Source organism: Pseudomonas citri, from assembly GCF_025336485.1.
GTDB classification, from domain to species: Bacteria; Pseudomonadota; Gammaproteobacteria; order Pseudomonadales; family Pseudomonadaceae; genus Aquipseudomonas; species Aquipseudomonas citri.
Genome location: NZ_JAODAB010000008.1, coordinates 23,557 through 44,659 on the forward strand (window position 1 = coordinate 23,557; position 21,103 = coordinate 44,659).

The following is a 21,103-nucleotide window of genomic DNA, read 5'->3' on the forward strand; positions in this document are numbered from 1 at the left end:
GACAGTGCCACGTTCTCTGAAAAAAGGTCCTTTTATTGATCTTCACCTACTGAAGAAGATCGAAGTGGCGGCGGAAAAGAACGATCGCAAACCAGTTAAGACCTGGTCGCGTCGCTCGATGATCCTGCCACAAATGGTCGGTCTGACCATCGCAGTACACAACGGTCGCCAGCACGTCCCAGTTCTCGTGAACGAAGACATGGTCGGCCACAAACTGGGCGAGTTCGCCGGTACCCGCACATACCGTGGGCACGTGGCTGACAAGAAAGCCAAGCGTTAAGGGGTAAGGAAATGGAAGTAGCCGCTAAGTTGTCGGGCGCTCGAATCTCCGCCCAGAAAGCCCGCTTGGTCGCCGACCAGATCCGCGGGAAGAAGGTGGGCGACGCGCTCAACCTGTTGGCTTTCAGCAGTAAGAAAGCCGCCGAGATCATGAAAAAAGTGCTGGAGTCGGCCGTAGCCAACGCCGAGCATAACGAAGGCGCAGACGTTGATGACCTGAAGGTCAGCACCGTTTTCGTCAACGAAGGGCGTTCGCTGAAGCGCATCATGCCACGTGCCAAAGGCCGTGCTGATCGCATCGTCAAGCGGTCTTGCCATATCACTGTCAAGGTTGCTGACAAGTAACGGAGTCGAAGAGATGGGTCAGAAAGTACATCCCATTGGCATTCGCCTGGGAATCGTCAAGGAGCACAACTCCGTCTGGTACGCAGACGGTCGGACTTATGCGGACTACTTGTTCGCTGATCTGAAAGTGCGTGAGTATCTCCAAGACAAACTAAAAAGCGCGTCCGTAAGCCGTATCGATATTCATCGTCCGGCTCAGACTGCACGCATCACCATTCACACCGCTCGTCCAGGTATCGTTATCGGGAAGAAAGGTGAAGATGTTGAGAAGCTGCGTCAGGACCTGACCAAGCAAATGGGTGTGCCTGTGCACATCAATATCGAAGAGATCCGCAAGCCGGAACTCGACGGTATGCTGGTTGCGCAGAGCGTAGCTCAGCAGCTGGAGCGTCGCGTCATGTTCCGTCGCGCCATGAAGCGCGCCGTACAGAACGCCATGCGCATTGGTGCCAAAGGCATCAAAATCCAAGTGAGCGGTCGTCTCGGCGGTGCTGAAATCGCACGTACTGAATGGTATCGCGAAGGTCGTGTGCCACTGCACACCCTGCGTGCCGACATCGACTATGCCAACTACGAAGCTCACACCACCTACGGTGTGATCGGTGTGAAGGTTTGGATCTTCAAAGGCGAAGTAATTGGTGGTCGCCAAGAAGAGCTGAAGCCGCAAGCGCCAGCGCCTCGTAAAAAAGCTGCTAAGTAAGGGGTACGCCAAATGTTGCAACCAAAGCGTACGAAGTTCCGCAAGCAGATGACCGGTCACAACCGTGGCCTGGCACTGCGCGGTAGCAAAGTCAGCTTCGGCGAGTTCGCGCTGAAGTCTGTTGCTCGTGGTCGTCTCACCGCTCGTCAGATCGAGTCAGCGCGTCGTGCCCTGACCCGTCACGTAAAACGTGGCGGCAAGATCTGGATCCGTGTATTCCCGGACAAGCCTGTCACCAAGAAGCCACTCGAAGTTCGGATGGGTAAAGGTAAGGGTAACGTGGAGTACTGGGTTGCCCAGATCCAGCCAGGTAAAGTCCTGTATGAGATCGAGGGTGTTTCTGAAGAGCTGGCGCGTGAGGCTTTCGCCCTGGCTGCTGCAAAGCTGCCGCTCGCCACCTCCTTTGTTAAGCGGACGGTGATGTGATGAAAGCGAATGAACTTCGTGAAAAATCAGCACAGCAGCTGAACGAGCAACTGCTCGGCCTGCTGCGCGACCAGTTCAATCTGCGTATGCAGAAAGCAACTGGCCAGTTGGGGCAGTCCCATCTGCTCTCGCAAGTTAAGCGTGACATCGCTCGCGTGAAAACTGTGCTCAACCAGCAGGCAGGTAAGTGATCATGGCTGAAGCCGAAAAAACTGTCCGTACGCTGACTGGCCGTGTTGTCAGCGACAAGATGGACAAAACCATCACCGTTCTGATTGAGCGTCGCGTTAAGCACCCGATCTACGGTAAATACGTTAAGCGTTCGACTAAGCTGCACGCGCACGACGAAACCAATCAGTGCCACATCGGCGACAAGGTCACTATTCGTGAAACTCGTCCGATGGCCAAGACCAAGTCTTGGGCGCTGGTTGATGTTCTCGAACGCGCTGTGGAAGTCTAAGGGCTAGGGGTCGGAGAAATTATATGATTCAGACTCAATCCATGCTCGATGTGGCCGATAACAGCGGCGCTCGCCGCGTTATGTGCATCAAGGTGCTGGGTGGCTCCCATCGTCGTTACGCTGCAATTGGCGACATCATCAAAGTTACCGTCAAGGAAGCAATTCCTCGCGGCAAGGTGAAAAAAGGCCAAGTGATGACTGCTGTCGTAGTCCGCACTCGCCATGGTGTCCGTCGTGCTGACGGCTCCATCATCCGCTTTGATGGCAACGCTGCTGTTCTGTTGAACAACAAGCAAGAGCCAATCGGCACCCGTATCTTTGGGCCAGTGACCCGTGAACTTCGTACTGAGAAGTTCATGAAGATCGTCTCGCTCGCCCCAGAAGTGCTGTAAGGAGATCCGACATGCAAAAGATTCGTCGTGACGACGAGATCATCGTGATCGCCGGCAAAGACAAAGGTAAGCGCGGTAAGGTGCTGAAGGTTCTTGCTGACAACCGTCTGGTTGTTGGTGGTCTGAACCTGGTCAAGCGTCATACCAAGCCTAACCCGATGTCGGGCGTACAGGGCGGTATCGTCGAGAAAGAAGCGCCACTGCACGCTTCCAACGTCGCCATTTTCAACGGCGAAACCAACAAGGCTGACCGCGTTGGTTTCAAAGTAGAAGACGGTAAGAAAATTCGTGTCTTCAAGTCGACCCAAAAAGCGGTTGATGCTTGAACACTGCTAGGTAGAAGACCATGGCACGACTAAAAGAGATTTACCGGAAGGAAATCGCCCCGAAACTTAAGGAAGAACTTAAGCTTTCGAACGTGATGGAAGTTCCGCGCGTTACCAAAATCACCCTGAACATGGGTCTGGGCGAAGCGATCGGCGACAAGAAAGTCATCGAGCACGCTGTTGCTGACCTGGAAAAGATCACCGGTCAGAAAGTCGTTGTGACTTACGCTCGGAAATCCATCGCTGGCTTCAAAGTCCGTGAAGGTTGGCCGATCGGCGTCAAAGTGACCCTGCGCCGTGAGCGTATGTACGAGTTCCTGGATCGTCTGCTGTCGATCTCCCTGCCTCGGGTTCGCGACTTCCGCGGCCTGAATGCCAAGTCCTTCGACGGTCGTGGCAACTACAGCATGGGCGTTAAAGAGCAGATCATTTTCCCGGAAATCGATTACGACAAGATCGACGCTCTCCGCGGTCTGGACATTACCCTGACCACTACTGCTCGGACGGATGACGAAGGTCGCGCACTGCTGCGCGCTTTCAAATTCCCGTTCCGCAACTGATTGGAGTAGGAAAATGGCCAAGAAGAGCATGAAGAACCGTGAGCTGAAGCGTCAGCTCACCGTTGCCAAGTACGCCGCCAAGCGTGCAGCGCTGAAAGCAATCATCGTCGACCTGAACGCAAGTCCAGAAGCACGTTGGGAAGCTACCGTAGCACTGCAGAAGCAGCCACGTGACGCAAGCGCTTCGCGCATGCGTAACCGCTGCCGCCTGACTGGTCGTCCGCATGGCGTGTACCGCAAGTTCGGCCTGGGCCGTAACATGCTGCGTCAAGCTGCTATGCGTGGTGACGTTCCAGGTCTGGTTAAAGCCAGCTGGTAAGCATCTTCAAAGCACAGGCGTTCAGGCTCTCTGGATCCTGACCGCCGGTAGCCTTGAATCTGAATCAAGCCCCTTTTGGGGCTTGATTCATTTCTGGGGTATCTCTAGAATACCCGGCTCGCCTGAGCCCGTGTTTTTATTGCACGGATGCGCTCGGCGACACGTACTAGCCGAAAGGCTAATTTTTTGTGTATTAGGAGCGTCTAGCCCATGAGTATGCAGGACCCGTTAGCGGACATGCTAACTCGTATCCGTAATGCCCAGATGGCTGAAAAGTCCGTCGTAAGCATGCCATCTTCTACTTTGAAGGTAGCTGTTGCCAAAGTCCTGAAGGACGAAGGTTACATTGCGGGTTATCAGATCAGCAGCGAAATCAAGCCTCTGCTGTCCATCGAGCTGAAATACTTCGAAGGCCGTCCGGTCATCGAGGAAGTGAAGCGCGTTAGCCGTCCAGGCCTGCGTCAGTACAAGTCCGTCGAGGATCTGCCGAAAGTTCGCGGCGGCCTGGGCGTGTCTATCGTCTCCACCAACAAGGGTGTGATGACTGATCGTGCTGCGCGCGCTGCCGGTGTCGGCGGCGAAGTTCTTTGCACTGTGTTCTAAGGGGGGATAAGCATGTCTCGCGTCGCTAAGAACCCCGTTAAGCTGCCAGCCGGTGTCGAAGTCAAATTCGCAGGCCAACAGCTTTCGGTGAAGGGTGCCAAGGGTACTCTTGAACTGAACGTCCATTCGTCCGTTGAGGTCGTTGAAGAAGCCGGTGAGCTGCGTTTCGCTGCTCGCAATGGTGATCAGCAGACTCGCGCAATGGCTGGTACCACTCGTGCGTTGGTAAACAACATGGTCCAAGGCGTGAGCCAAGGCTTCGAGCGCAAGCTCCAGCTGGTCGGTGTTGGTTACAAAGCGCAAGCAAAAGGCTCGGTTCTGAACCTGGCTCTTGGCTTCTCGCACCCAGTGGATTACGAACTGCCGGAAGGCATCACCGCTGAGACTCCTAGCCAGACCGATATCCTGATCAAGGGCATCGACAAGCAGCTGGTAGGTCAAGTGGCCGCCGAGATCCGCGACTTCCGTCCACCAGAGCCGTACAAAGGCAAAGGTGTGCGCTACGCGGACGAAGTCGTCCGTCGTAAAGAAGCCAAGAAGAAGTAGGGCATAGCAAATGACCGACAAAAAAGTTACTCGACTGCGTCGCGCTCGCAAAGCACGCCTGAAAATGCACGAACTCGAAGTCGTGCGTCTCTGCGTGTTCCGCTCTTCGCAGCACATCTACGCCCAGGTCATTTCGGCCGACGGCAACAAGGTCCTGGCAAGTGCCTCGACTTTGGATAAAGAACTGCGTGATGGCGCCACTGGCAACATCGACGCGGCCACTAAGGTTGGCCAGCTGGTCGCTACGCGTGCTAAAGCCGCTGGCGTCTCGCAGGTGGCTTTCGACCGCTCTGGCTTCAAGTACCACGGCCGCGTCAAGGCGCTGGCTGATGCTGCTCGTGAAGCTGGGCTGGAGTTCTAAGTTATGTCAAATAACGACCAAAAGCGCGACGAAGGCTACATCGAGAAGCTGGTTCAAGTTAACCGCGTAGCCAAAACCGTAAAAGGTGGCCGTATCTTCACTTTCACCGCGTTGACCGTGGTAGGTGATGGTAAGGGCCGTGTTGGCTTCGGCCGTGGCAAGTCGCGTGAAGTGCCTGCTGCGATCCAGAAGGCAATGGAAGCTGCTCGCCGCAACATGATCCAGGTTGATCTGAACGGCACCACTCTGCAGTACGCAATGAAGTCTGCCCATGGCGCTTCGAAGGTGTACATGCAGCCTGCTTCTGAAGGTACGGGTATCATCGCTGGCGGCGCTATGCGTGCTGTCCTCGAAGTTGCTGGCGTTCAGAACGTTCTGGCCAAGTGCTACGGCTCGACTAACCCAGTAAACGTGGTTCACGCCACTTTCAAGGGTCTGAAGGCTATGCAGTCTCCTGAGTCCATTGCCGCCAAGCGTGGCAAAAGCGTCAAGGAGATCTTCTGATCATGGCTACCGTAAAAGTTACGCTGATCAAAAGCATGACCGGCCGTATCCCTAACCACAAACTGTGCGTCAAGGGTCTGGGTCTGCGTCGCATCGGTCACACTGTAGAAGTCCAGGATACTCCCGAGAATCGCGGGATGATCAACAAGGCTTACTACATGCTGCGTGTCGAGGGTTAATCGATGAAACTCAATGATCTGAGTCCAGCGCCGGGTTCCCGTCGCGAAAAGCATCGTCCGGGCCGTGGTATCGGTAGTGGTTTGGGCAAGACCGGTGGCCGTGGCCACAAAGGTCAGACCTCCCGCTCCGGTGGCACCATCGCTCCAGGCTTTGAAGGCGGTCAACAACCGCTGCATCGTCGCCTGCCGAAGTTCGGTTTCGTTTCCCTGAAAGCCATGGATCGCGCTGAAGTGCGTCTGTCCGAACTGGCTAAAGTGGACGGCGACATCGTCACCGTGCAGTCCCTGAAGGACGCCAACGTGATCAACCAGAACGTACAGCGTGTGAAAATCATGCTGTCGGGCGAAGTTGCTCGTGCTGTCACCATCGGAAAGGGAATCGGCGCCACCAAAGGTGCGCGTGCGGCTATCGAAGCAGCTGGCGGCAAGTTCGAGGAATAAATGGCTAAGCAAGGTGCTCTCTCTGCGCTCGGCAAAGGCGGTATGTCTGAACTCTGGGCTCGTCTGCGTTTTCTGTTCCTGGCGATTATCGTCTACCGAATAGGCGCACACATCCCGGTTCCAGGTATCAACCCGGACCGACTCGCGGACCTGTTTCGACAGAATGAGGGGACCATTCTTAGCTTGTTCAACATGTTTTCCGGCGGCGCGCTGGAGCGGATGAGCATCTTTGCATTGGGGATCATGCCGTACATCTCGGCATCGATCATCATGCAACTGATGTCCGCTGTCAGTCCGCAGCTGGAGCAGTTGAAGAAGGAAGGTGAAGCTGGCCGTCGCAAGATCAGCCAGTACACCCGCTACGGCACTGTCGTCCTCGCCCTCGTTCAAGCCATTGGCATGTCCATTGGCCTGGCGGGGCAGGGCGTTTCGTTCACTGCTGACTTCAGCTTTTATTTCGTTGCGGTAACCACGTTCGTGGCTGGCGCAATGTTCATGATGTGGCTGGGTGAGCAGATTACTGAGCGTGGTGTTGGCAACGGTATCTCGATGTTGATCTTCGCAGGTATCGTCGCCGGTCTTCCGAGAGCGATCGGGCAGTCTTTCGAGTCTGCGCGTCAGGGTGATATCAACATTTTCGCCCTGGTTGCCATCGGTCTGCTGGCAGTAGCGATTATCGGTTTCGTGGTGTTCATTGAGCGTGGTCAGCGGCGTATCGCTGTTCACTACGCCAAGCGTCAGCAAGGCCGCAAGGTATTTGCTGCGCAGACCAGCCACTTGCCGTTGAAGGTGAACATGGCCGGTGTTATCCCGGCTATTTTCGCGAGCAGCATCCTGCTGTTCCCGGCTTCGTTGGGTGCCTGGTTCGGCCAGTCTGAAGGTATGGGCTGGTTGCAGGACATCTCGCAGTCGATCGCTCCTGGTCAGCCATTGAATATTCTGCTGTTTAGTGCAGGGATTATTTTCTTCTGCTTCTTCTATACGGCGTTGATGTTCAATCCGAAAGACGTAGCGGAAAACCTGAAGAAGTCCGGTGCCTTTATTCCGGGCATCCGTCCAGGTGAGCAGTCTGCGCGCTACATTGATGGCGTTCTGACTCGTTTGACCATGTTCGGTGCTCTTTACATGACGGCCGTCTGTCTGTTGCCCCAGTTCCTGGTGGTGGCGGCAAACGTACCGTTCTACCTTGGCGGGACCTCGTTGCTGATCGTGGTCGTGGTTGTGATGGACTTTATGTCCCAAGTACAATCGCACCTCGTTTCGCACCAGTACGAATCCCTGATGAAGAAAGCCAACCTGAAGGGCTACGGCAGCGGCATGTTGCGCTGAGTAGCGTCCATAAGGTTCGAGGAGTTGGTGATGAAAGTTCGTGCATCGGTGAAAAAGCTGTGCCGTAACTGCAAGATTATTCGCCGCGAAGGTGTTGTTCGGGTAATTTGCAGCGCGGAACCGCGTCACAAACAGCGCCAAGGCTGAGTGTGATTGTGCTTTAAGCCCGGCAGCTAGTGCGCTGCCGGGTTGATTATTTGTTATTACAGCGATATTATCTCGCGCCCTATTTCTTGGCTTCCGGGGCGTAGGTAGCTGTCAATTGGAGTCCCACTGAATGGCCCGTATTGCAGGCGTCAACATTCCAGATAACAAGCATACTGTTATCTCGCTGACCTACATCTATGGTGTTGGTCGCACTACTGCACAGAAAATTTGTGCAGTGGCTGGGGTCAACCCAGCTGCAAAGATCAAAGATCTGAGCGACGAGCAGATTGAACAGCTGCGTGGCGAAGTGGCGAAGTTCACCACTGAAGGTGACCTGCGTCGCGAAATCAACATGAAAATCAAGCGCTTGATGGACCTCGGTTGCTATCGCGGTCTGCGTCATCGTCGTGGTCTGCCAGTACGCGGTCAGCGTACCAAGACCAACGCGCGTACCCGTAAAGGTCCGCGTAAGCCGATCCGCAAGTAATCGCCCCAGCGAATCGACAGGAATTTAATCATGGCAAAACCTGCTGCTCGTCCTCGTAAAAAAGTTAAAAAGACAGTGGTTGATGGCATCGCCCACATCCATGCTTCTTTTAACAACACCATCGTGACCATTACCGACCGTCAAGGTAACGCTCTTTCCTGGGCTACCTCCGGTGGTTCGGGTTTCCGCGGTTCCCGCAAGTCCACCCCGTTCGCTGCTCAAGTAGCTGCTGAGCGTGCTGGTCAAGCTGCGCTGGAATACGGCCTGAAAAACCTCGACGTAAACGTCAAGGGCCCAGGTCCAGGTCGTGAATCCGCAGTCCGCGCTTTGAACGGCTGTGGCTACAAGATCGCCAGCATCACCGACGTGACGCCAATCCCGCACAACGGGTGCCGTCCGCCGAAGAAGCGCCGCGTGTAATCCAGGAGATTGTAAAGAATGGCTCGTTACATTGGTCCAAAATGCAAACTCGCTCGTCGCGAAGGCACCGATCTCTTCCTGAAGAGCGGCGTGCGCGCGATCGAATCGAAGTGCAACATCGAAGCAGCACCTGGTATCCACGGCCAGCGCCGCGGCCGCCAGTCCGACTACGGCACCCAACTGCGTGAAAAGCAGAAGGTCCGTCGTATCTACGGCGTTCTTGAGCGTCAGTTCAGCGGCTACTACAAGGAAGCTGCTGGCAAGAAAGGTGCAACTGGCGAAAACCTGTTGCAACTGCTCGAATGCCGTCTGGACAACGTTGTATACCGTATGGGCTTCGGTTCTACTCGTGCCGAATCCCGTCAGCTGGTATCGCACAAGTCGATCAGCGTTAACGGTCAGACCGTAAACGTTCCGTCCTACCAGGTTCGTGCTGGTGACGTGGTTGCTGTTCGCGAGAAAGCTAAAAACCAACTTCGCATTGTCCAAGCTCTCGATCTGTGTGCCCAACGTGGCCGCGTAGAATGGGTAGAAGTAGACACTGAGAAGAAGTCGGGCGTTTTCAAGAACGTTCCAGCTCGCAGTGATCTGTCCGCCGACATCAACGAAAGCCTGATTGTCGAGCTCTACTCCAAGTAAGGGCTAGAAAATAGGTGCATCCATGCAGATTTCGGTAAATGAGTTCCTGACACCCCGCCATATTGATGTGCAGGTTGTCAGTCCAACCCGCGCCAAGATCACTCTCGAGCCTCTCGAGCGTGGTTTCGGCCATACCCTGGGCAACGCGCTGCGCCGCATCCTGTTGTCCTCAATGCCCGGCTGTGCAGTAGTCGAGGCCGAGATTGACGGTGTGCTCCACGAGTACAGCGCCATCGAAGGTGTACAGGAAGACGTCATTGAAATCCTGTTGAACCTTAAAGGTCTGGCTATCAAGCTGCACGGTCGTGACGAAGTTACGCTGACCTTGTCGAAGAAGGGTTCGGGGGTGGTTACCGCTGCCGATATTCAGCTGGATCATGATGTCGAGATCGTTAATCCCGATCACGTAATCGCTAACCTGGCGTCCAACGGCGCCCTGAACATGAAGCTCACCGTAGCTCGTGGTCGTGGTTATGAACCAGCAGACTCGCGTCAGAGCGATGAAGACGAAAGCCGCAGCATCGGTCGCTTGCAGCTCGACTCTTCGTTCAGCCCGGTTCGCCGTATCGCATACGTGGTGGAAAACGCCCGTGTCGAACAGCGTACCAACCTGGACAAGCTGGTTATTGATCTGGAAACCAACGGTACCCTGGATCCTGAAGAGGCCATCCGTCGTGCTGCAACCATCCTGCAACAGCAGTTGGCTGCGTTCGTCGACCTCAAGGGTGACAGTGAGCCAGTGGTTGTCGAGCAGGAAGACGAGATCGATCCGATCCTGCTTCGCCCGGTTGACGATCTGGAACTGACTGTACGTTCGGCTAACTGCCTTAAGGCGGAAAACATCTACTACATCGGCGACCTGATTCAGCGTACCGAAGTAGAGCTGTTGAAGACTCCGAACCTGGGCAAGAAATCCTTGACTGAAATCAAGGACGTTCTGGCCTCCCGCGGTCTGTCCCTCGGCATGCGCCTCGACAACTGGCCGCCTGCAAGTCTTAAGAAGGACGACAAGGCGACTGCCTGATCGTCGTAATCACCGAACGTTGTGTTTGGTAAGGAATGAACCATGCGTCATCGTAAAAGTGGTCGTCACCTGAGCCGCACCAGCTCGCACCGCAAGGCCATGTTCCAAAACATGGCGGTGTCGCTGTTCGAGCACGAGCTGATCAAAACTACACTGCCGAAAGCCAAAGAACTGCGCCGCGTTGCCGAGCCGCTGATCACTCTGGCCAAGACAGACAGCCTGGCTAACCGCCGCCTGGCTTTCGACCGTACTCGTTCGAAAGCTATCGTTGGTAAGCTCTTCAACGACCTGGGCAAGCGTTACGCTACCCGTGAGGGTGGCTACCTGCGCATCCTCAAGTGCGGTTTCCGCGCTGGCGACAACGCGCCTATGGCGTACGTCGAGTTGGTTGATCGTGCTACCGGCGGTGAAGCTGTATCCGCTGAGTAAGACGGCAATAAACAAAAAACCGGGCCTTGCGCCCGGTTTTTTGTGTCCGGTCAAAAAGTGCGGCGGCATTTGGCCTGGCCTCGCTATGTGCCAAGCTGAGTTATTAGATAATAACTATCGTCATCCATGATTTAATGAATTTGGATACTGTCACTAAGATGATCAATACTCCTTTCCAGCCGATTAGCCGGCAGTTCGAAGACCGACCGAGGAAGATTGAGCATGAGCCAGACCAAGACGCTTACGACCGCTAGCGGCGCCCCTGTCGCCGACAACCAGAACTCCCGCTCCGCCGGCCCGCGTGGCCCGCTGTTGCTCGACGATTTCCATCTCATCGAAAAGCTTGCTCACTTCAATCGCGAGAACATCCCTGAGCGCCGCGTGCACGCCAAAGGTTCGGGTGCCTACGGTACCTTCACCGTTACTCGGGACATCACCCAATACACCCGCGCCAAGTTGTTTGAGTCCGTGGGCAAGCAAACCCCGACTTTCCTGCGATTTTCCACCGTCGGTGGCGAACGTGGTTCTGCCGACACTGAACGCGACCCTCGTGGTTTCGCCCTGAAGTTCTATACCGAGGAAGGTAACTGGGACATCGTTGGCAACAACACACCTGTGTTCTTCATTCGTGATCCGCTGAAGTTCCCGGACTTTATCCACACCCAAAAGCGCCTGCCGCAAAGCAACCTGAAAAGTGCCCAGGCGATGTGGGATTTCTGGTCGCACTCGCCTGAGGCATTGCACCAGATCACCATTCTGTTTTCGGATCGTGGCATTCCGGATGGCTACCGTCATATGCACGGTTTCGGCAGTCACACCTACAGCCTGATCAATGCCCAAGGTGAGCGCCACTGGGTGAAGTGGCACTACAAGACCAAGCAAGGGATCAAGAACCTCGCGCCGGCTGACGCGGCACGCTTGGCCGGCACCGATCCGGATTACGCTCAGCGCGACCTGTTCAATGCGATCGAGCGCGGCGACTTCCCGAAATGGAGCGTCTGCATCCAGATCATGACCGAGGCCCAGGCCGCCGCTCATTACGAAAATCCGTTCGACGTGACCAAGACCTGGTCGCAGAAGGAGTTCCCGCTGATCGAAGTCGGTGAGCTTGAACTCAATCGCAACCCGTTGAACTACTTCGCTGAAGTCGAGCAAGCGGCGTTCGGGCCGAGCAACATGGTGCCGGGTGTGGGGCTTTCGCCGGATCGCATGCTGCAAGGTCGGGTATTCGCTTACGCGGATGCGCACCGCTACCGTGTCGGCACCAATCACCAGCAGTTGCCGGTGAATGCCCCACGTAGCCCGGTGAACACCTACCAGCGCGACGGCGCCATGGCGTTCGGCAGCAATGGCGGGGCCGCGCCGAACTACGAGCCTAACAGCTACGTCGAGGCGCCGAAGCAGGCTCCGCACTACGCCGAACCGGCGCTGGCCCTGGGTGGGGCGGCTGATCGTTACGATCATCGGGAAGACACCGATTACTACAGCCATGCCGGTGCGCTGTTCCGCTTGATGAATGATGAGCAGAAAGCCCTGCTGATCAGCAACATCGCCGGTGCGATGACCGGAGTGTCGGCGGATGTCATCGACCGCCAGTTGCAGCACTTCGTCAAGGCGGATGCCGCTTACGGCGAAGGGATTGCAGAAGCGTTGGGTGTACAGCTTAACTAAGTCTAAACGAGAAGCAGAACCGCCCGCATTTAGGGCGGTTTTTGCGTTATTTCAGCTTGTTTTCTCAGATTTTCTTCGTATTTATTGCGATGAGCCCGTGACGTTGCAGTTGGCTTGGTTCAAACTAGGGCCTTTCAAGGTTTGTGGAGATGTAGGGCGATGCAAGGTCACCCGGACGTAATCGATTACCTCAACACGCTGCTGACAGGCGAGCTGGCTGCCCGTGATCAGTATTTCATCCACTCGCGGATGTATGAGGATTGGGGGTTTACCGAGCTCTACGAACGCATCAATCATGAGATGGAAGAAGAGACCCAGCACGCTGATGCGTTGATGCGTCGGATCCTGATGCTTGAAGGTACGCCACGCATGCGTGCCGATGACTTGGACATCGGTGCTACGGTGCCTGACATGCTCGCCGCTGACCTGCGCCTGGAATACAAAGTTCGCGCAGCACTGTGCAAGGGGATCGAGCTTTGCGAGCAGCACAACGACTACGTGACCCGCGAGATTTTGCGTGTCCAGCTGAACGACACTGAGGAAGATCATACCTACTGGCTGGAGAAGCAACTGGGCCTGATCAAGCTGGTTGGTTTGGAAAACTACCTGCAGTCGCAGTTCTGATCGGCTGATGCGCTGATGAAAAAAGCCCCTGGCATCGATGAGATGGCAGGGGCTTTTTCATGCGCGGGTGGAGTCAATCCCGATCACGCTCCAGCAATGGCTTGAGGTAGTGACCCGTGTGGGACTGCTTCATCTCGGCCACTTGTTCGGGCGTACCTACCGCAATGATCTGCCCGCCCTTGGAACCGCCTTCCGGCCCCAGGTCCACCAGCCAATCCGCGGTCTTGATCACGTCCAGGTTGTGTTCGATCACCACCACGGTGTTGCCGTGGTCCCGCAGGCGATGTAGCACGTCGAGCAACTGTTGGATATCGGCGAAGTGCAGACCGGTGGTCGGTTCGTCGAGGATGTATAACGTCTTGCCGGTATCGCGCTTGGACAGCTCGCGGGACAGTTTCACCCGCTGCGCTTCGCCTCCCGACAACGTTGTCGCCGATTGCCCGAGCTTGATGTATGACAGGCCGACATCCATCAGCGTCTGGAGCTTGCGCGCCAGGGCCGGCACCGCGTCGAAGAACTCCCGTGCCTCCTCGATGGTCATCTCGAGGGTTTCGTGGATGCTCTTGCCCTTGTACTTGATTTCCAGGGTTTCGCGGTTGTAGCGCTTGCTCTTGCACACGTCGCACGGCACATAGATGTCCGGCAGGAAGTGCATTTCAACCTTGATCAACCCATCGCCCTGGCACGCCTCGCAGCGTCCACCCTTGACGTTGAAGGAGAATCGCCCCGGGCCGTAACCACGGGCGCGGGATTCCGGCACGCCAGCGAACAGCTCGCGGATCGGCGTGAACAGGCCGGTGTAGGTGGCCGGGTTGGAGCGTGGCGTGCGGCCAATCGGGCTCTGGTCGATGTCGACGACCTTGTCCAGGTGTTCCAGGCCCTTGATGCTGTCGTGGGCGGCGGCTTCCAGGGACGTGGCGCCGTTCAGGGCGGTGGCGCTGAGGGGGAACAGGGTGTTGTTGATCAGCGTCGACTTGCCTGAGCCGGATACACCGGTGACGCAGGTCAGCAGGCCGATCGGGATTTCCAGGTCGACGTTGCGCAAGTTGTTGCCACGTGCTCCCTTGAGGGTCAGTGAAAGCTTTTTGTTGCGCGGTGTACGCTTGGCCGGCACCTTGATCTTCACCCGGCCCGACAGGTATTTGCCGGTCAGCGAGTCAGGATGCGCCATGACTTCGGCCGCACTGCCCTGGGCGACGATGTGCCCGCCGTGGACGCCCGCGCCCGGACCGATGTCCACCACGTAGTCGGCCAGGCGGATCGCGTCTTCGTCATGCTCGACCACGATCACCGTATTACCAATGTCCCGCAGGTGCTTGAGGGTCCCGAGCAACCGGTCGTTGTCGCGCTGGTGCAGGCCGATGGACGGTTCGTCGAGGATGTACATCACCCCCACCAGGCCCGCACCGATCTGGCTGGCCAGGCGGATGCGCTGGGCTTCGCCGCCGGACAGGGTGTCGGCGCTGCGGTCGAGGGTCAGGTAGTCGAGGCCGACGTTCACCAGGAATTTCAGGCGCTCGCAGATCTCCTTGAGGATCTTGTCGGCGATCTCGCCACGACGCCCCGTGAGCTTCAAGCCGTCGAAATACTCGGTGGCATCGCCAATCGGCAGGTTGGTCACCGCCGGTAGGGTTTTTTCACCGACCCACACATGCCGCGCTTCCCGGCGCAGGCGCGTGCCACGGCAATCGGGGCAGGGCTGGGTGCTGAGGAACTTGGCCAGTTCTTCGCGCACGCTCGCCGACTCGGTCTCGCGGTAGCGCCGCTCTAGGTTCGGCACGATGCCTTCGAACGGATGGGAGCGCTTGACGATATCGCCACGGTCGTTGAGGTACTTGAAGTCGACGCTTTGTGTGCCACTGCCGTGCAGGATGTACTTCTGCTGGTCAGCGGGCAGTTCGTTGAACGGTTGGTCCAGGCTGAACTTGTAGTGGGCCGCCAGCGAACCGAGCATCTGGAAGTAATAGACGTTGCGCCTGTCCCAACCGCGGATTGCGCCTTCGGCCAGGGTCAGCTCGCCATTGACCAGGCGCTTGGTGTCGAAGAACTGCTTGACCCCCAGGCCATCGCAGGTCGGGCAGGCGCCGGCGGGGTTGTTGAAGGAAAACAGCTTGGGTTCCAGCTCGCTGATGGCGTGGCCACAGATTGGGCAAGCGAAGCGTGCGGAGAAGATGATCTCCTCGCCCGGCTCGTCGTCCATCGGTGCTACCAGGGCGATGCCATCGGCCAGTTTCAGCGCGGTCTCGAAAGACTCGGCCAAGCGCTGTTGCAGGTCGGCCCGGACCTTGAAACGGTCAACCACCACATCGATCGAGTGCTTCTTCTGTTTATCCAGTTTCGGCAGTTCGTCCAGTTCGCAGAGCTTGCCATTGACCCGGGCGCGTACGAAGCCTTGGGCACGCAGTTCTTCGAAGACCAGCAGGTGTTCGCCCTTGCGCTCACGAACTACAGGGGCCAGCAGCATCAGCTTGCTGCCTTCAGGCTGGGCCAGGACCAGGTCGACCATCTGGCTGACGGTCTGGGCTTCCAGGGGAATATCGTGGTCGGGGCAGCGAGGGATACCGACCCGCGCATACAGCAGGCGCAGGTAGTCGTAGATCTCGGTGATGGTGCCGACGGTCGAGCGCGGGTTATGGGAGGTCGACTTCTGTTCGATGGAGATCGCCGGCGACAGGCCTTCGATGGTGTCGACGTCGGGTTTCTCCATCATCGACAGGAACTGCCGGGCGTAGGCCGACAGTGACTCGACATAGCGTCGCTGGCCCTCGGCGTACAGGGTGTCGAAGGCCAGGGATGATTTGCCGGATCCGGACAGGCCGGTGATGACGATCAGTTTGTCCCGGGGCAGGGTCAGGTCGATGTTCTTCAGGTTGTGGGTACGGGCCCCACGAATCAGGATCTTGTCCAAAGTGGCCTCGCTTGGCGGGCGTCGAAAAGCTAGGAGTATACGGGCAATACTGGATGGATGAACACTATTGTGGATAAGTTTTCAGCCATACATGAAGACTGCGCGGCAATCGGTCGCGATATACCCTCTCAATCGATGGGACTGGTAGAATCGCCGCCGGTTCACACGAGGTTTTTCCATGCACGATCCCCACAGCGAACGCATGAGTGGCGGCGAGACACGCGCGGCGAGCGGTCTTGCCCTGGTGTTCGCCTTCCGCATGCTGGGCATGTTCATGGTGTTGCCGGTATTGGCGACCTATGGCATGGACCTGGCTGGCGCGACGCCGGCCCTGATCGGGTTGGCGATTGGCGCCTATGGCCTGACCCAGGCGATTTTCCAGATCCCGTTCGGGATCATTTCCGACCGCATCGGCCGGCGTCCGGTCATTTACCTGGGGCTGATCGTCTTTGCCCTCGGTAGCGTACTGGCGGCCAGTGCCGACTCGATCTGGGGCGTGATCGCCGGACGCATCCTGCAAGGCGCCGGGGCGATTTCCGCAGCCGTCATGGCGCTGCTGTCGGACCTGACCCGCGAGCAGCATCGGACCAAGGCCATGGCCATGATCGGCATGACCATCGGCCTGTCCTTTGCCGTCGCGATGGTAGTCGGCCCGTTGCTGACCCGGGCCTTTGGTTTGTCTGGCCTGTTCCTGGCAACCGGCGGCATGGCATTGGTGGGTATCCTGATCGTCGCGGTCATGGTGCCGCGCTCCACCGGGCCGTTGCAGCATCGCGAGTCGGGCGTGGCGCGCCAGGCACTGATCCCGACGCTCAAGCACCCGGACCTGTTGCGCCTGGACCTGGGCATCTTCGTGCTCCACGCCATGTTGATGTCGAGTTTCGTCGCCTTGCCGTTGGCGCTGGTCCAGAAAGCCGGGCTGCCCAAGGAACAGCATTGGTGGGTCTACCTGGCTGCGCTGCTGATTTCGTTCTTCGCCATGATTCCCTTCATCATCTATGGCGAGAAGCGACGCAAAATGAAACGAGTTTTGCTCGGCGCCGTCGTGACGCTGATGCTCACTGAGCTATTCTTCTGGCAGTTCGGCGACAGCTTGCGCGCCCTGGTGATCGGGACGGTGGTGTTCTTCACTGCGTTCAATCTCCTGGAGGCGTCGCTGCCATCGCTGATCAGCAAAGTTTCACCGGCGGGCGGCAAGGGCACGGCGATGGGGGTCTACTCCACCAGCCAGTTCCTGGGCTCGGCGTTGGGTGGGATCCTCGGCGGCTGGTTGTTCCAGCATGGCGGTTTGTCGGTTGTGTTCCTGGGATGCGCCGCGCTGGCTGCACTTTGGCTGCTCTTTGCTGTTACCATGCGCGAACCTCCGTATGTGACGAGCCTGCGCTTGCCGCTGTCGCCCGAAGCCATCCGCGAAGCAGGCCTGACCGAGCGCCTCAAGGCCGTCGTTGGAGTAACCGATGCAGTGGTGGTCGCCGACGAAGCGGCCGTATATATCAAACTGGACACCGAATTATTGGATCGCGCGACGCTTGAACGCCTGGTGAACAACCCGGCCCCGGCGACGTGCGAAGCCTAGGAGAACGTTATGGCCCGTGGGGTTAACAAAGTCATATTGGTCGGCACTTGCGGCCAGGATCCCGAAGTTCGCTACCTGCCGAACGGCAACGCCGTGACCAACCTGAGTCTGGCGACCAGCGAACAATGGACCGACAAGCAGACCGGCCAGAAGGTCGAGAAGACCGAATGGCACCGCGTGTCGATGTTCGGCAAAGTGGCGGAGATCGCCGGCGAATACCTGCGCAAGGGTTCGCAGGTGTACATCGAGGGCAAGCTGCAGACCCGCGAGTGGGAAAAAGACGGCATCAAACGCTACACCACCGAAATCATCGTCGACATGCAGGGCACCATGCAGCTGCTGGGCGGTCGTCCACAGGGTGACCAGCAGGGCGGTAACAACTACCAGCAATCGGCGCCGCGCCAGCAGGCTCCGCGTCCACAGTCGGCTCCACAGCCACAACGCGAACGCCCGGCCCCACAACAAGCCGCGCCGCAACCGGCTCCGGATTTCGACAGCTTCGATGACGATATTCCGTTCTGAAGTGTAGCTTTTTCAGAACCGTAAACATTAGAAGCGAAGCCATTGATTTGGCTTCGCTTTTTTATTGTTTACAGGATTGTCCGTGCCTTACTGTTTGTCTGGTTCAACGGGAGTTTCGGTTGTTGAAACCTCATGAAATTTCCGGGCGAAGTCGATAAATGCACGCAGCTTCGGAGGCATATGTTTTCGGCTAGGGAAGAAAATGAAGAAACCTGCACTCTCAGGCATGAAAGCGTCAAGGCAGGGTTCTAGCAATCCTTGGCGCATCAAAGGTTCGACAACTCCGCGAATATTATAGGTGAGCCCGACGCCGGCCACCGCTGCGGCCAGGCATGTGGCTGGGCCGTTGACGATGAGGGGGCCTTTCACGTCAATTGAAAATGCCCGTGGCCCACCTGACGCCTGATGATCGACAAATGCCCAGCGATAGATTGCGCCCCCTGCAAGCCTGACATTGATGCAGGCATGGTCTTCAAGCTGGTCTGGATACTGGGGCTTACCGCGCTCGGCAAAATACGCTGGAGATCCCACTACAGTCAAAGGCGATGGATCTGTCAGGCGAACCGCGACCATGTCGTGAGCAATCATTTTGCCAATACGAATGCCCGCGTCATAACCCTCCGCGACGATATCCACAAAACGGTCTTCAAATACCAATTCCAACTCTACGTCAGGGCATGTAACCGCGAAGCCCTTGAGTATTGGCTCAATCAGCGTTTGCGCCACATAAGGAATGCTGAGGCGTAGCAGACCTTTGGGGCTGACCCCCAAGCGCTGAGCGGCTTGGACTGCGGCTTCAGCGCAGGACACGCTTCCTTGCGCTTGTTCCAGGAACAGTTTCCCTGCGTCGGTGAGCCTGACCGACCGCGTTGTGCGGGTTAGTAGCGATACTCCCACGCGCGCTTCAAGTCGACTGATATTCCAGCTCACAGCGGCTGTGGTGATACCCAGCTCAGCGGCTGCTGCTGTGAAGCTCCGCTTCTCGGCAACACGCGTAAAAATCAATAGCCCGTCGAAAATGTCGGAGCGCATTGTTAAACCCAGTTTTCAGGCCCATCAAATGCCGTCCAGATTATCAACTTGAGTAACACAATGCATGACCGGTATGGAGAGTTTCCATCATGCCCATTGCCTCAATCACCCGCCGCACATTTGGCCTGTCCATTGGGGTAATTGGCCTACTTCTAGCTATAGGTCGACCCGCTATGTCTCAACCCGATATCAGGCCGCTAGGCCAAAAGCCCCTAAAGGTCAGTTTTGAAAGCGGAAATGGGAGTGTCGTTGCTCATCTCCATTTACCATCGAGATACGATCCGACCTGGAGCTATCCAGCAGTGGCGATCGGTGGCTCGATGAGTTCGGTGAAGGAGCAGATGGCTGATACCTATGCCGGTGAGTTAGCTCAACGCGGCATCATCGCCCTGGCAATTGACTACCGTAATTTCGGTGAAAGCAGCGGCGCGAAGCGCCAGTGCGAGGATCCAGCGTCCAAGGCTGAAGACCTGTCCGCCGCACTTCGTTTTCTCAAAAAACGTCCTGATGTTTCAGGCACCGGGCTCCTTGGTATCTGTACCTCGGGCGGCACAGTGCTTTATACGGCGGCAACCGACGCAAACGTCAGTGCGGTTGCAACTGTTGCGGGTTATTTTGCGGATCCAGAGCTCATGCTCAAGATGTTTGGCCCAGAAGGCGTGGAGCAGCGCAGAGCTTTAGGCCATGAGGCCCTCAAGCGTTTTGACAAAACCGGCGTCATTGACACAGTCCGAGCGTACGACCCCGTCGATAAGACGGCGGCAAGCACTAGCCCCAGCGAATACTACATGGACACAAGCCGTGGGGGCGCGGTGCGCTCCTGGCGCAACGAATTTGCACTCATGGGATGGGAGGGCTGGCTCGACTTCAATCCAGTAGCCCAGGCTACGGCCGTTACCGCTCCGGCTTTGATCATTCATTCTGATGGATCAGCCTTCCCTGACCAAGCGCGCAGAGTTCACGAATTGCTGGGAGGTCCGAAACATCTGCATTGGACCGAAGGCAAGCATTTCGACTTCTACGATCGCCCTGAGACAGTCCGTGCGTCTGTAGAACAGCTTGCCACTTTCTTTATAAAAACCTTGAACTGAAGCATGCCGGCGGCTGCAGAGGGAAGATTGATCAAAAGCCGACCGGAACACGGCCGAGCTTGGCCTGGTTGCAGGTTGGGAGATCCGCCCGTTTTGGTCCTAATTCAGATGTGCGACCGGCTTCAACATGGAAGAAAAGTGTAAACAACAGGGCTTCAAATCCTCGATTCGTTTACGTTTTTTGGGCGGATGACGCGTGTCTGATTTCCAATGCGTTGACTCACAAGGAAATCTGGATTTGTTGACAAGTTTTCGTACGTAGAACCATTCTGACGCTGGCGACTCCAGGCGTTTAAAAAAAGCGAAGCCATTCACCTGGCTTCGCTTTTTTTATGGTTGCTTGTTTCCCTATGACGAACCGTCTCGTCAATCGGCAACTGCGCTGGTCACCACCGTGAACTTGCGGCTGAACTCGAATACCTCACACACCCCTTTGCGACCCGCCGGAACGGAAATGGCATCGCCAGGGCCCATTTCGTGGCGCTCGCCATCGTCCAGGGTAATGGCAATCCGGCCCTCGATCAGCACAAAGGCTTCGTCGTTGTCGAACCGCCAATGGAATTTCGCGGGGTGCGAGGTGAAGAATGCCACGGACTTGTGCGGCGTCTTTACGCCTACGGTTCGCAGCAACTTCATCCGGGTGTCCGGTTGGCCTTCGATGACGTCGTCCCCCAGTGGATAAGGGAGCCAGCCTTCGGCGGTATCGAGCGAAGCCGTGGCGATGGAGTCGATCGGGTTGGGAAGTATGGGGCGGGTATTCATA

31 protein-coding genes are annotated in these 21,103 nt (G+C 56.9%); 28 read left to right on the forward strand and 3 right to left on the reverse strand.

Features of this window, described 5'->3' with window-relative positions; translation table 11 throughout:
- Nucleotides 1-4 precede the first annotated feature (4 nt).
- The 25 genes from rpsS (at nucleotide 5) to bfr (ending at nucleotide 13,211) form a co-directional block, all read left to right on the forward strand.
- On the forward strand, nucleotides 5-280 hold the full coding sequence (gene rpsS, locus N4Q37_RS11365) for a 30S ribosomal protein S19 (RefSeq protein WP_002555486.1): 276 nt from the start codon (nucleotides 5-7) through the stop codon (nucleotides 278-280).
- Nucleotides 281-291: 11 nt separating this feature from the next.
- The gene (gene rplV / locus N4Q37_RS11370; RefSeq protein ID WP_003304070.1) at nucleotides 292-624 is read left to right on the forward strand and encodes a 50S ribosomal protein L22; all 333 of its coding nucleotides are present in this window, start codon (nucleotides 292-294) and stop codon (nucleotides 622-624) included.
- 13 nt (nucleotides 625-637) lie between these two features.
- On the forward strand, nucleotides 638-1,324 hold the full coding sequence (gene rpsC, locus N4Q37_RS11375) for a 30S ribosomal protein S3 (RefSeq protein ID WP_260958011.1): 687 nt from the start codon (nucleotides 638-640) through the stop codon (nucleotides 1,322-1,324).
- A 12-nt stretch (nucleotides 1,325-1,336) separates the two neighbouring features.
- Complete coding sequence (rplP, locus tag N4Q37_RS11380; protein ID WP_003186052.1) at nucleotides 1,337-1,750, forward strand: 50S ribosomal protein L16; 414 nt, start codon at nucleotides 1,337-1,339, stop codon at nucleotides 1,748-1,750.
- Nucleotides 1,750-1,941 carry a 50S ribosomal protein L29 gene (gene rpmC / locus N4Q37_RS11385; RefSeq protein WP_002555481.1) on the forward strand — a complete coding sequence of 64 codons (192 nt, stop codon included), beginning with the start codon at nucleotides 1,750-1,752 and terminating at the stop codon, nucleotides 1,939-1,941. The genes rplP and rpmC overlap by 1 nt, the downstream gene beginning before the upstream one ends.
- 2 nt (nucleotides 1,942-1,943) lie before the next feature.
- Nucleotides 1,944-2,210, forward strand: coding sequence for a 30S ribosomal protein S17 (gene rpsQ / locus N4Q37_RS11390; protein ID WP_003194644.1), 267 nt, complete (start codon nucleotides 1,944-1,946; stop codon nucleotides 2,208-2,210).
- Nucleotides 2,211-2,233: 23 nt separating this feature from the next.
- Nucleotides 2,234-2,602 (forward strand): 50S ribosomal protein L14, encoded by a 369-nt coding sequence (gene rplN, locus N4Q37_RS11395; RefSeq protein WP_024778329.1) that lies wholly within the window; start codon nucleotides 2,234-2,236, stop codon nucleotides 2,600-2,602.
- An 11-nt stretch (nucleotides 2,603-2,613) separates the two neighbouring features.
- Nucleotides 2,614-2,928 carry a 50S ribosomal protein L24 gene (gene rplX, locus N4Q37_RS11400; RefSeq protein ID WP_003186046.1) on the forward strand — a complete coding sequence of 105 codons (315 nt, stop codon included), beginning with the start codon at nucleotides 2,614-2,616 and terminating at the stop codon, nucleotides 2,926-2,928.
- A gap of 20 nt (nucleotides 2,929-2,948) precedes the next feature.
- The gene (gene rplE / locus N4Q37_RS11405; RefSeq protein WP_003186044.1) at nucleotides 2,949-3,488 is read left to right on the forward strand and encodes a 50S ribosomal protein L5; all 540 of its coding nucleotides are present in this window, start codon (nucleotides 2,949-2,951) and stop codon (nucleotides 3,486-3,488) included.
- A gap of 13 nt (nucleotides 3,489-3,501) precedes the next feature.
- Nucleotides 3,502-3,807, forward strand: coding sequence for a 30S ribosomal protein S14 (rpsN, locus tag N4Q37_RS11410; RefSeq protein WP_072395485.1), 306 nt, complete (start codon nucleotides 3,502-3,504; stop codon nucleotides 3,805-3,807).
- Between the two features lie 210 nt (nucleotides 3,808-4,017).
- Entirely contained in the window at nucleotides 4,018-4,410 is a 393-nt protein-coding gene (gene rpsH, locus N4Q37_RS11415) for a 30S ribosomal protein S8 (protein ID WP_017848802.1), read from the forward strand.
- Nucleotides 4,411-4,422: 12 nt separating this feature from the next.
- The gene (rplF, locus tag N4Q37_RS11420) at nucleotides 4,423-4,956 is read left to right on the forward strand and encodes a 50S ribosomal protein L6 (RefSeq protein ID WP_260958020.1); all 534 of its coding nucleotides are present in this window, start codon (nucleotides 4,423-4,425) and stop codon (nucleotides 4,954-4,956) included.
- Nucleotides 4,957-4,966: 10 nt separating this feature from the next.
- Nucleotides 4,967-5,317 (forward strand): 50S ribosomal protein L18, encoded by a 351-nt coding sequence (gene rplR / locus N4Q37_RS11425; protein ID WP_003186037.1) that lies wholly within the window; start codon nucleotides 4,967-4,969, stop codon nucleotides 5,315-5,317.
- Nucleotides 5,318-5,320: 3 nt separating this feature from the next.
- Nucleotides 5,321-5,821 carry a 30S ribosomal protein S5 gene (rpsE, locus tag N4Q37_RS11430; RefSeq protein ID WP_003186035.1) on the forward strand — a complete coding sequence of 167 codons (501 nt, stop codon included), beginning with the start codon at nucleotides 5,321-5,323 and terminating at the stop codon, nucleotides 5,819-5,821.
- Nucleotides 5,822-5,823: 2 nt separating this feature from the next.
- Complete coding sequence (gene rpmD, locus N4Q37_RS11435; RefSeq protein ID WP_003176408.1) at nucleotides 5,824-6,000, forward strand: 50S ribosomal protein L30; 177 nt, start codon at nucleotides 5,824-5,826, stop codon at nucleotides 5,998-6,000.
- A 3-nt stretch (nucleotides 6,001-6,003) separates the two neighbouring features.
- Entirely contained in the window at nucleotides 6,004-6,441 is a 438-nt protein-coding gene (gene rplO / locus N4Q37_RS11440; RefSeq protein WP_003186032.1) for a 50S ribosomal protein L15, read from the forward strand.
- Entirely contained in the window at nucleotides 6,442-7,770 is a 1,329-nt protein-coding gene (gene secY / locus N4Q37_RS11445; protein WP_260958025.1) for a preprotein translocase subunit SecY, read from the forward strand.
- 30 nt (nucleotides 7,771-7,800) lie between these two features.
- Nucleotides 7,801-7,917: a 50S ribosomal protein L36 gene (gene rpmJ, locus N4Q37_RS11450; protein ID WP_002555468.1), complete on the forward strand. Its 117-nt coding sequence runs from the start codon at nucleotides 7,801-7,803 to the stop codon at nucleotides 7,915-7,917.
- Nucleotides 7,918-8,047: 130 nt separating this feature from the next.
- Nucleotides 8,048-8,404, forward strand: coding sequence for a 30S ribosomal protein S13 (rpsM, locus tag N4Q37_RS11455; protein WP_003194635.1), 357 nt, complete (start codon nucleotides 8,048-8,050; stop codon nucleotides 8,402-8,404).
- A gap of 30 nt (nucleotides 8,405-8,434) precedes the next feature.
- Nucleotides 8,435-8,824 (forward strand): 30S ribosomal protein S11, encoded by a 390-nt coding sequence (gene rpsK / locus N4Q37_RS11460; protein WP_002555466.1) that lies wholly within the window; start codon nucleotides 8,435-8,437, stop codon nucleotides 8,822-8,824.
- Nucleotides 8,825-8,842: 18 nt separating this feature from the next.
- On the forward strand, nucleotides 8,843-9,463 hold the full coding sequence (rpsD, locus tag N4Q37_RS11465) for a 30S ribosomal protein S4 (protein ID WP_003176404.1): 621 nt from the start codon (nucleotides 8,843-8,845) through the stop codon (nucleotides 9,461-9,463).
- A gap of 22 nt (nucleotides 9,464-9,485) precedes the next feature.
- Nucleotides 9,486-10,487 carry a DNA-directed RNA polymerase subunit alpha gene (locus tag N4Q37_RS11470; protein WP_003186012.1) on the forward strand — a complete coding sequence of 334 codons (1,002 nt, stop codon included), beginning with the start codon at nucleotides 9,486-9,488 and terminating at the stop codon, nucleotides 10,485-10,487.
- Nucleotides 10,488-10,529: 42 nt separating this feature from the next.
- On the forward strand, nucleotides 10,530-10,916 hold the full coding sequence (rplQ, locus tag N4Q37_RS11475) for a 50S ribosomal protein L17 (RefSeq protein ID WP_024778333.1): 387 nt from the start codon (nucleotides 10,530-10,532) through the stop codon (nucleotides 10,914-10,916).
- Between the two features lie 222 nt (nucleotides 10,917-11,138).
- Nucleotides 11,139-12,587 carry a catalase gene (locus N4Q37_RS11480; protein WP_260958029.1) on the forward strand — a complete coding sequence of 483 codons (1,449 nt, stop codon included), beginning with the start codon at nucleotides 11,139-11,141 and terminating at the stop codon, nucleotides 12,585-12,587.
- A 159-nt stretch (nucleotides 12,588-12,746) separates the two neighbouring features.
- Entirely contained in the window at nucleotides 12,747-13,211 is a 465-nt protein-coding gene (gene bfr / locus N4Q37_RS11485; protein ID WP_260958031.1) for a bacterioferritin, read from the forward strand.
- A gap of 73 nt (nucleotides 13,212-13,284) precedes the next feature.
- Here bfr and uvrA read toward each other — a convergent pair whose 3' ends face one another.
- On the reverse strand, nucleotides 13,285-16,119 hold the full coding sequence (gene uvrA, locus N4Q37_RS11490; RefSeq protein WP_260958033.1) for an excinuclease ABC subunit UvrA: 2,835 nt from the start codon (nucleotides 16,117-16,119) through the stop codon (nucleotides 13,285-13,287).
- A gap of 178 nt (nucleotides 16,120-16,297) precedes the next feature.
- Between uvrA and N4Q37_RS11495 the strand changes: the two genes are divergently transcribed.
- Nucleotides 16,298-17,695, forward strand: a complete 1,398-nt coding sequence (locus tag N4Q37_RS11495) for an MFS transporter (RefSeq protein ID WP_260958034.1) — start codon at nucleotides 16,298-16,300, stop codon at nucleotides 17,693-17,695.
- Between the two features lie 9 nt (nucleotides 17,696-17,704).
- Nucleotides 17,705-18,217 carry a single-stranded DNA-binding protein gene (locus N4Q37_RS11500; protein WP_260958036.1) on the forward strand — a complete coding sequence of 171 codons (513 nt, stop codon included), beginning with the start codon at nucleotides 17,705-17,707 and terminating at the stop codon, nucleotides 18,215-18,217.
- 87 nt (nucleotides 18,218-18,304) lie between these two features.
- Here the strand turns inward: N4Q37_RS11500 and N4Q37_RS11505 are convergent, their stop codons facing one another.
- Entirely contained in the window at nucleotides 18,305-19,249 is a 945-nt protein-coding gene (locus tag N4Q37_RS11505; RefSeq protein ID WP_260958039.1) for a LysR family transcriptional regulator, read from the reverse strand.
- A gap of 173 nt (nucleotides 19,250-19,422) precedes the next feature.
- Here N4Q37_RS11505 and N4Q37_RS11510 point away from each other — a divergent pair, with 173 nt between their 5' ends.
- Complete coding sequence (locus N4Q37_RS11510; RefSeq protein WP_260958041.1) at nucleotides 19,423-20,340, forward strand: alpha/beta hydrolase; 918 nt, start codon at nucleotides 19,423-19,425, stop codon at nucleotides 20,338-20,340.
- A gap of 366 nt (nucleotides 20,341-20,706) precedes the next feature.
- Here the strand turns inward: N4Q37_RS11510 and N4Q37_RS11515 are convergent, their stop codons facing one another.
- A complete protein-coding gene (locus tag N4Q37_RS11515; protein ID WP_260958043.1) occupies nucleotides 20,707-21,102 on the reverse strand; it encodes a cupin domain-containing protein in 396 nt (131 codons plus the stop codon).
- Nucleotide 21,103 lies beyond the last annotated feature (1 nt).

Bases quoted from the DNA above. Each gene is read 5' to 3' on its own strand.
- rplO (WP_003186032.1), top strand. From the start codon at position 6,004: ATGAAACTCAATGATCTGAGTCCAGCGCCGGGTTCCCGTCGCGAAAAG.
- N4Q37_RS11480 (WP_260958029.1), top strand. From the start codon at position 11,139: ATGAGCCAGACCAAGACGCTTACGACCGCTAGCGGCGCCCCTGTCGCC.
- rpsM (WP_003194635.1), top strand. From the start codon at position 8,048: ATGGCCCGTATTGCAGGCGTCAACATTCCAGATAACAAGCATACTGTT.
- rpsC (WP_260958011.1), top strand. From the start codon at position 638: ATGGGTCAGAAAGTACATCCCATTGGCATTCGCCTGGGAATCGTCAAG.
- rplR (WP_003186037.1), top strand. From the start codon at position 4,967: ATGACCGACAAAAAAGTTACTCGACTGCGTCGCGCTCGCAAAGCACGC.
- rplP (WP_003186052.1), top strand. From the start codon at position 1,337: ATGTTGCAACCAAAGCGTACGAAGTTCCGCAAGCAGATGACCGGTCAC.
- rpsE (WP_003186035.1), top strand. From the start codon at position 5,321: ATGTCAAATAACGACCAAAAGCGCGACGAAGGCTACATCGAGAAGCTG.
- rpmC (WP_002555481.1), top strand. From the start codon at position 1,750: ATGAAAGCGAATGAACTTCGTGAAAAATCAGCACAGCAGCTGAACGAG.
- rpsK (WP_002555466.1), top strand. From the start codon at position 8,435: ATGGCAAAACCTGCTGCTCGTCCTCGTAAAAAAGTTAAAAAGACAGTG.
- bfr (WP_260958031.1), top strand. From the start codon at position 12,747: ATGCAAGGTCACCCGGACGTAATCGATTACCTCAACACGCTGCTGACA.
- N4Q37_RS11505 (WP_260958039.1), bottom strand. From the start codon at position 19,249: ATGCGCTCCGACATTTTCGACGGGCTATTGATTTTTACGCGTGTTGCC.
- rplN (WP_024778329.1), top strand. From the start codon at position 2,234: ATGATTCAGACTCAATCCATGCTCGATGTGGCCGATAACAGCGGCGCT.
- N4Q37_RS11515 (WP_260958043.1), bottom strand. From the start codon at position 21,102: ATGAATACCCGCCCCATACTTCCCAACCCGATCGACTCCATCGCCACG.
- rpsH (WP_017848802.1), top strand. From the start codon at position 4,018: ATGAGTATGCAGGACCCGTTAGCGGACATGCTAACTCGTATCCGTAAT.
- rpsQ (WP_003194644.1), top strand. From the start codon at position 1,944: ATGGCTGAAGCCGAAAAAACTGTCCGTACGCTGACTGGCCGTGTTGTC.
- rplE (WP_003186044.1), top strand. From the start codon at position 2,949: ATGGCACGACTAAAAGAGATTTACCGGAAGGAAATCGCCCCGAAACTT.
- secY (WP_260958025.1), top strand. From the start codon at position 6,442: ATGGCTAAGCAAGGTGCTCTCTCTGCGCTCGGCAAAGGCGGTATGTCT.
- N4Q37_RS11510 (WP_260958041.1), top strand. From the start codon at position 19,423: ATGTCTCAACCCGATATCAGGCCGCTAGGCCAAAAGCCCCTAAAGGTC.
- rplQ (WP_024778333.1), top strand. From the start codon at position 10,530: ATGCGTCATCGTAAAAGTGGTCGTCACCTGAGCCGCACCAGCTCGCAC.
- N4Q37_RS11495 (WP_260958034.1), top strand. From the start codon at position 16,298: ATGCACGATCCCCACAGCGAACGCATGAGTGGCGGCGAGACACGCGCG.
- rpmJ (WP_002555468.1), top strand. From the start codon at position 7,801: ATGAAAGTTCGTGCATCGGTGAAAAAGCTGTGCCGTAACTGCAAGATT.
- rplX (WP_003186046.1), top strand. From the start codon at position 2,614: ATGCAAAAGATTCGTCGTGACGACGAGATCATCGTGATCGCCGGCAAA.
- rplV (WP_003304070.1), top strand. From the start codon at position 292: ATGGAAGTAGCCGCTAAGTTGTCGGGCGCTCGAATCTCCGCCCAGAAA.
- N4Q37_RS11500 (WP_260958036.1), top strand. From the start codon at position 17,705: ATGGCCCGTGGGGTTAACAAAGTCATATTGGTCGGCACTTGCGGCCAG.
- rplF (WP_260958020.1), top strand. From the start codon at position 4,423: ATGTCTCGCGTCGCTAAGAACCCCGTTAAGCTGCCAGCCGGTGTCGAA.
- N4Q37_RS11470 (WP_003186012.1), top strand. From the start codon at position 9,486: ATGCAGATTTCGGTAAATGAGTTCCTGACACCCCGCCATATTGATGTG.
- rpsN (WP_072395485.1), top strand. From the start codon at position 3,502: ATGGCCAAGAAGAGCATGAAGAACCGTGAGCTGAAGCGTCAGCTCACC.
- rpsD (WP_003176404.1), top strand. From the start codon at position 8,843: ATGGCTCGTTACATTGGTCCAAAATGCAAACTCGCTCGTCGCGAAGGC.
- rpmD (WP_003176408.1), top strand. From the start codon at position 5,824: ATGGCTACCGTAAAAGTTACGCTGATCAAAAGCATGACCGGCCGTATC.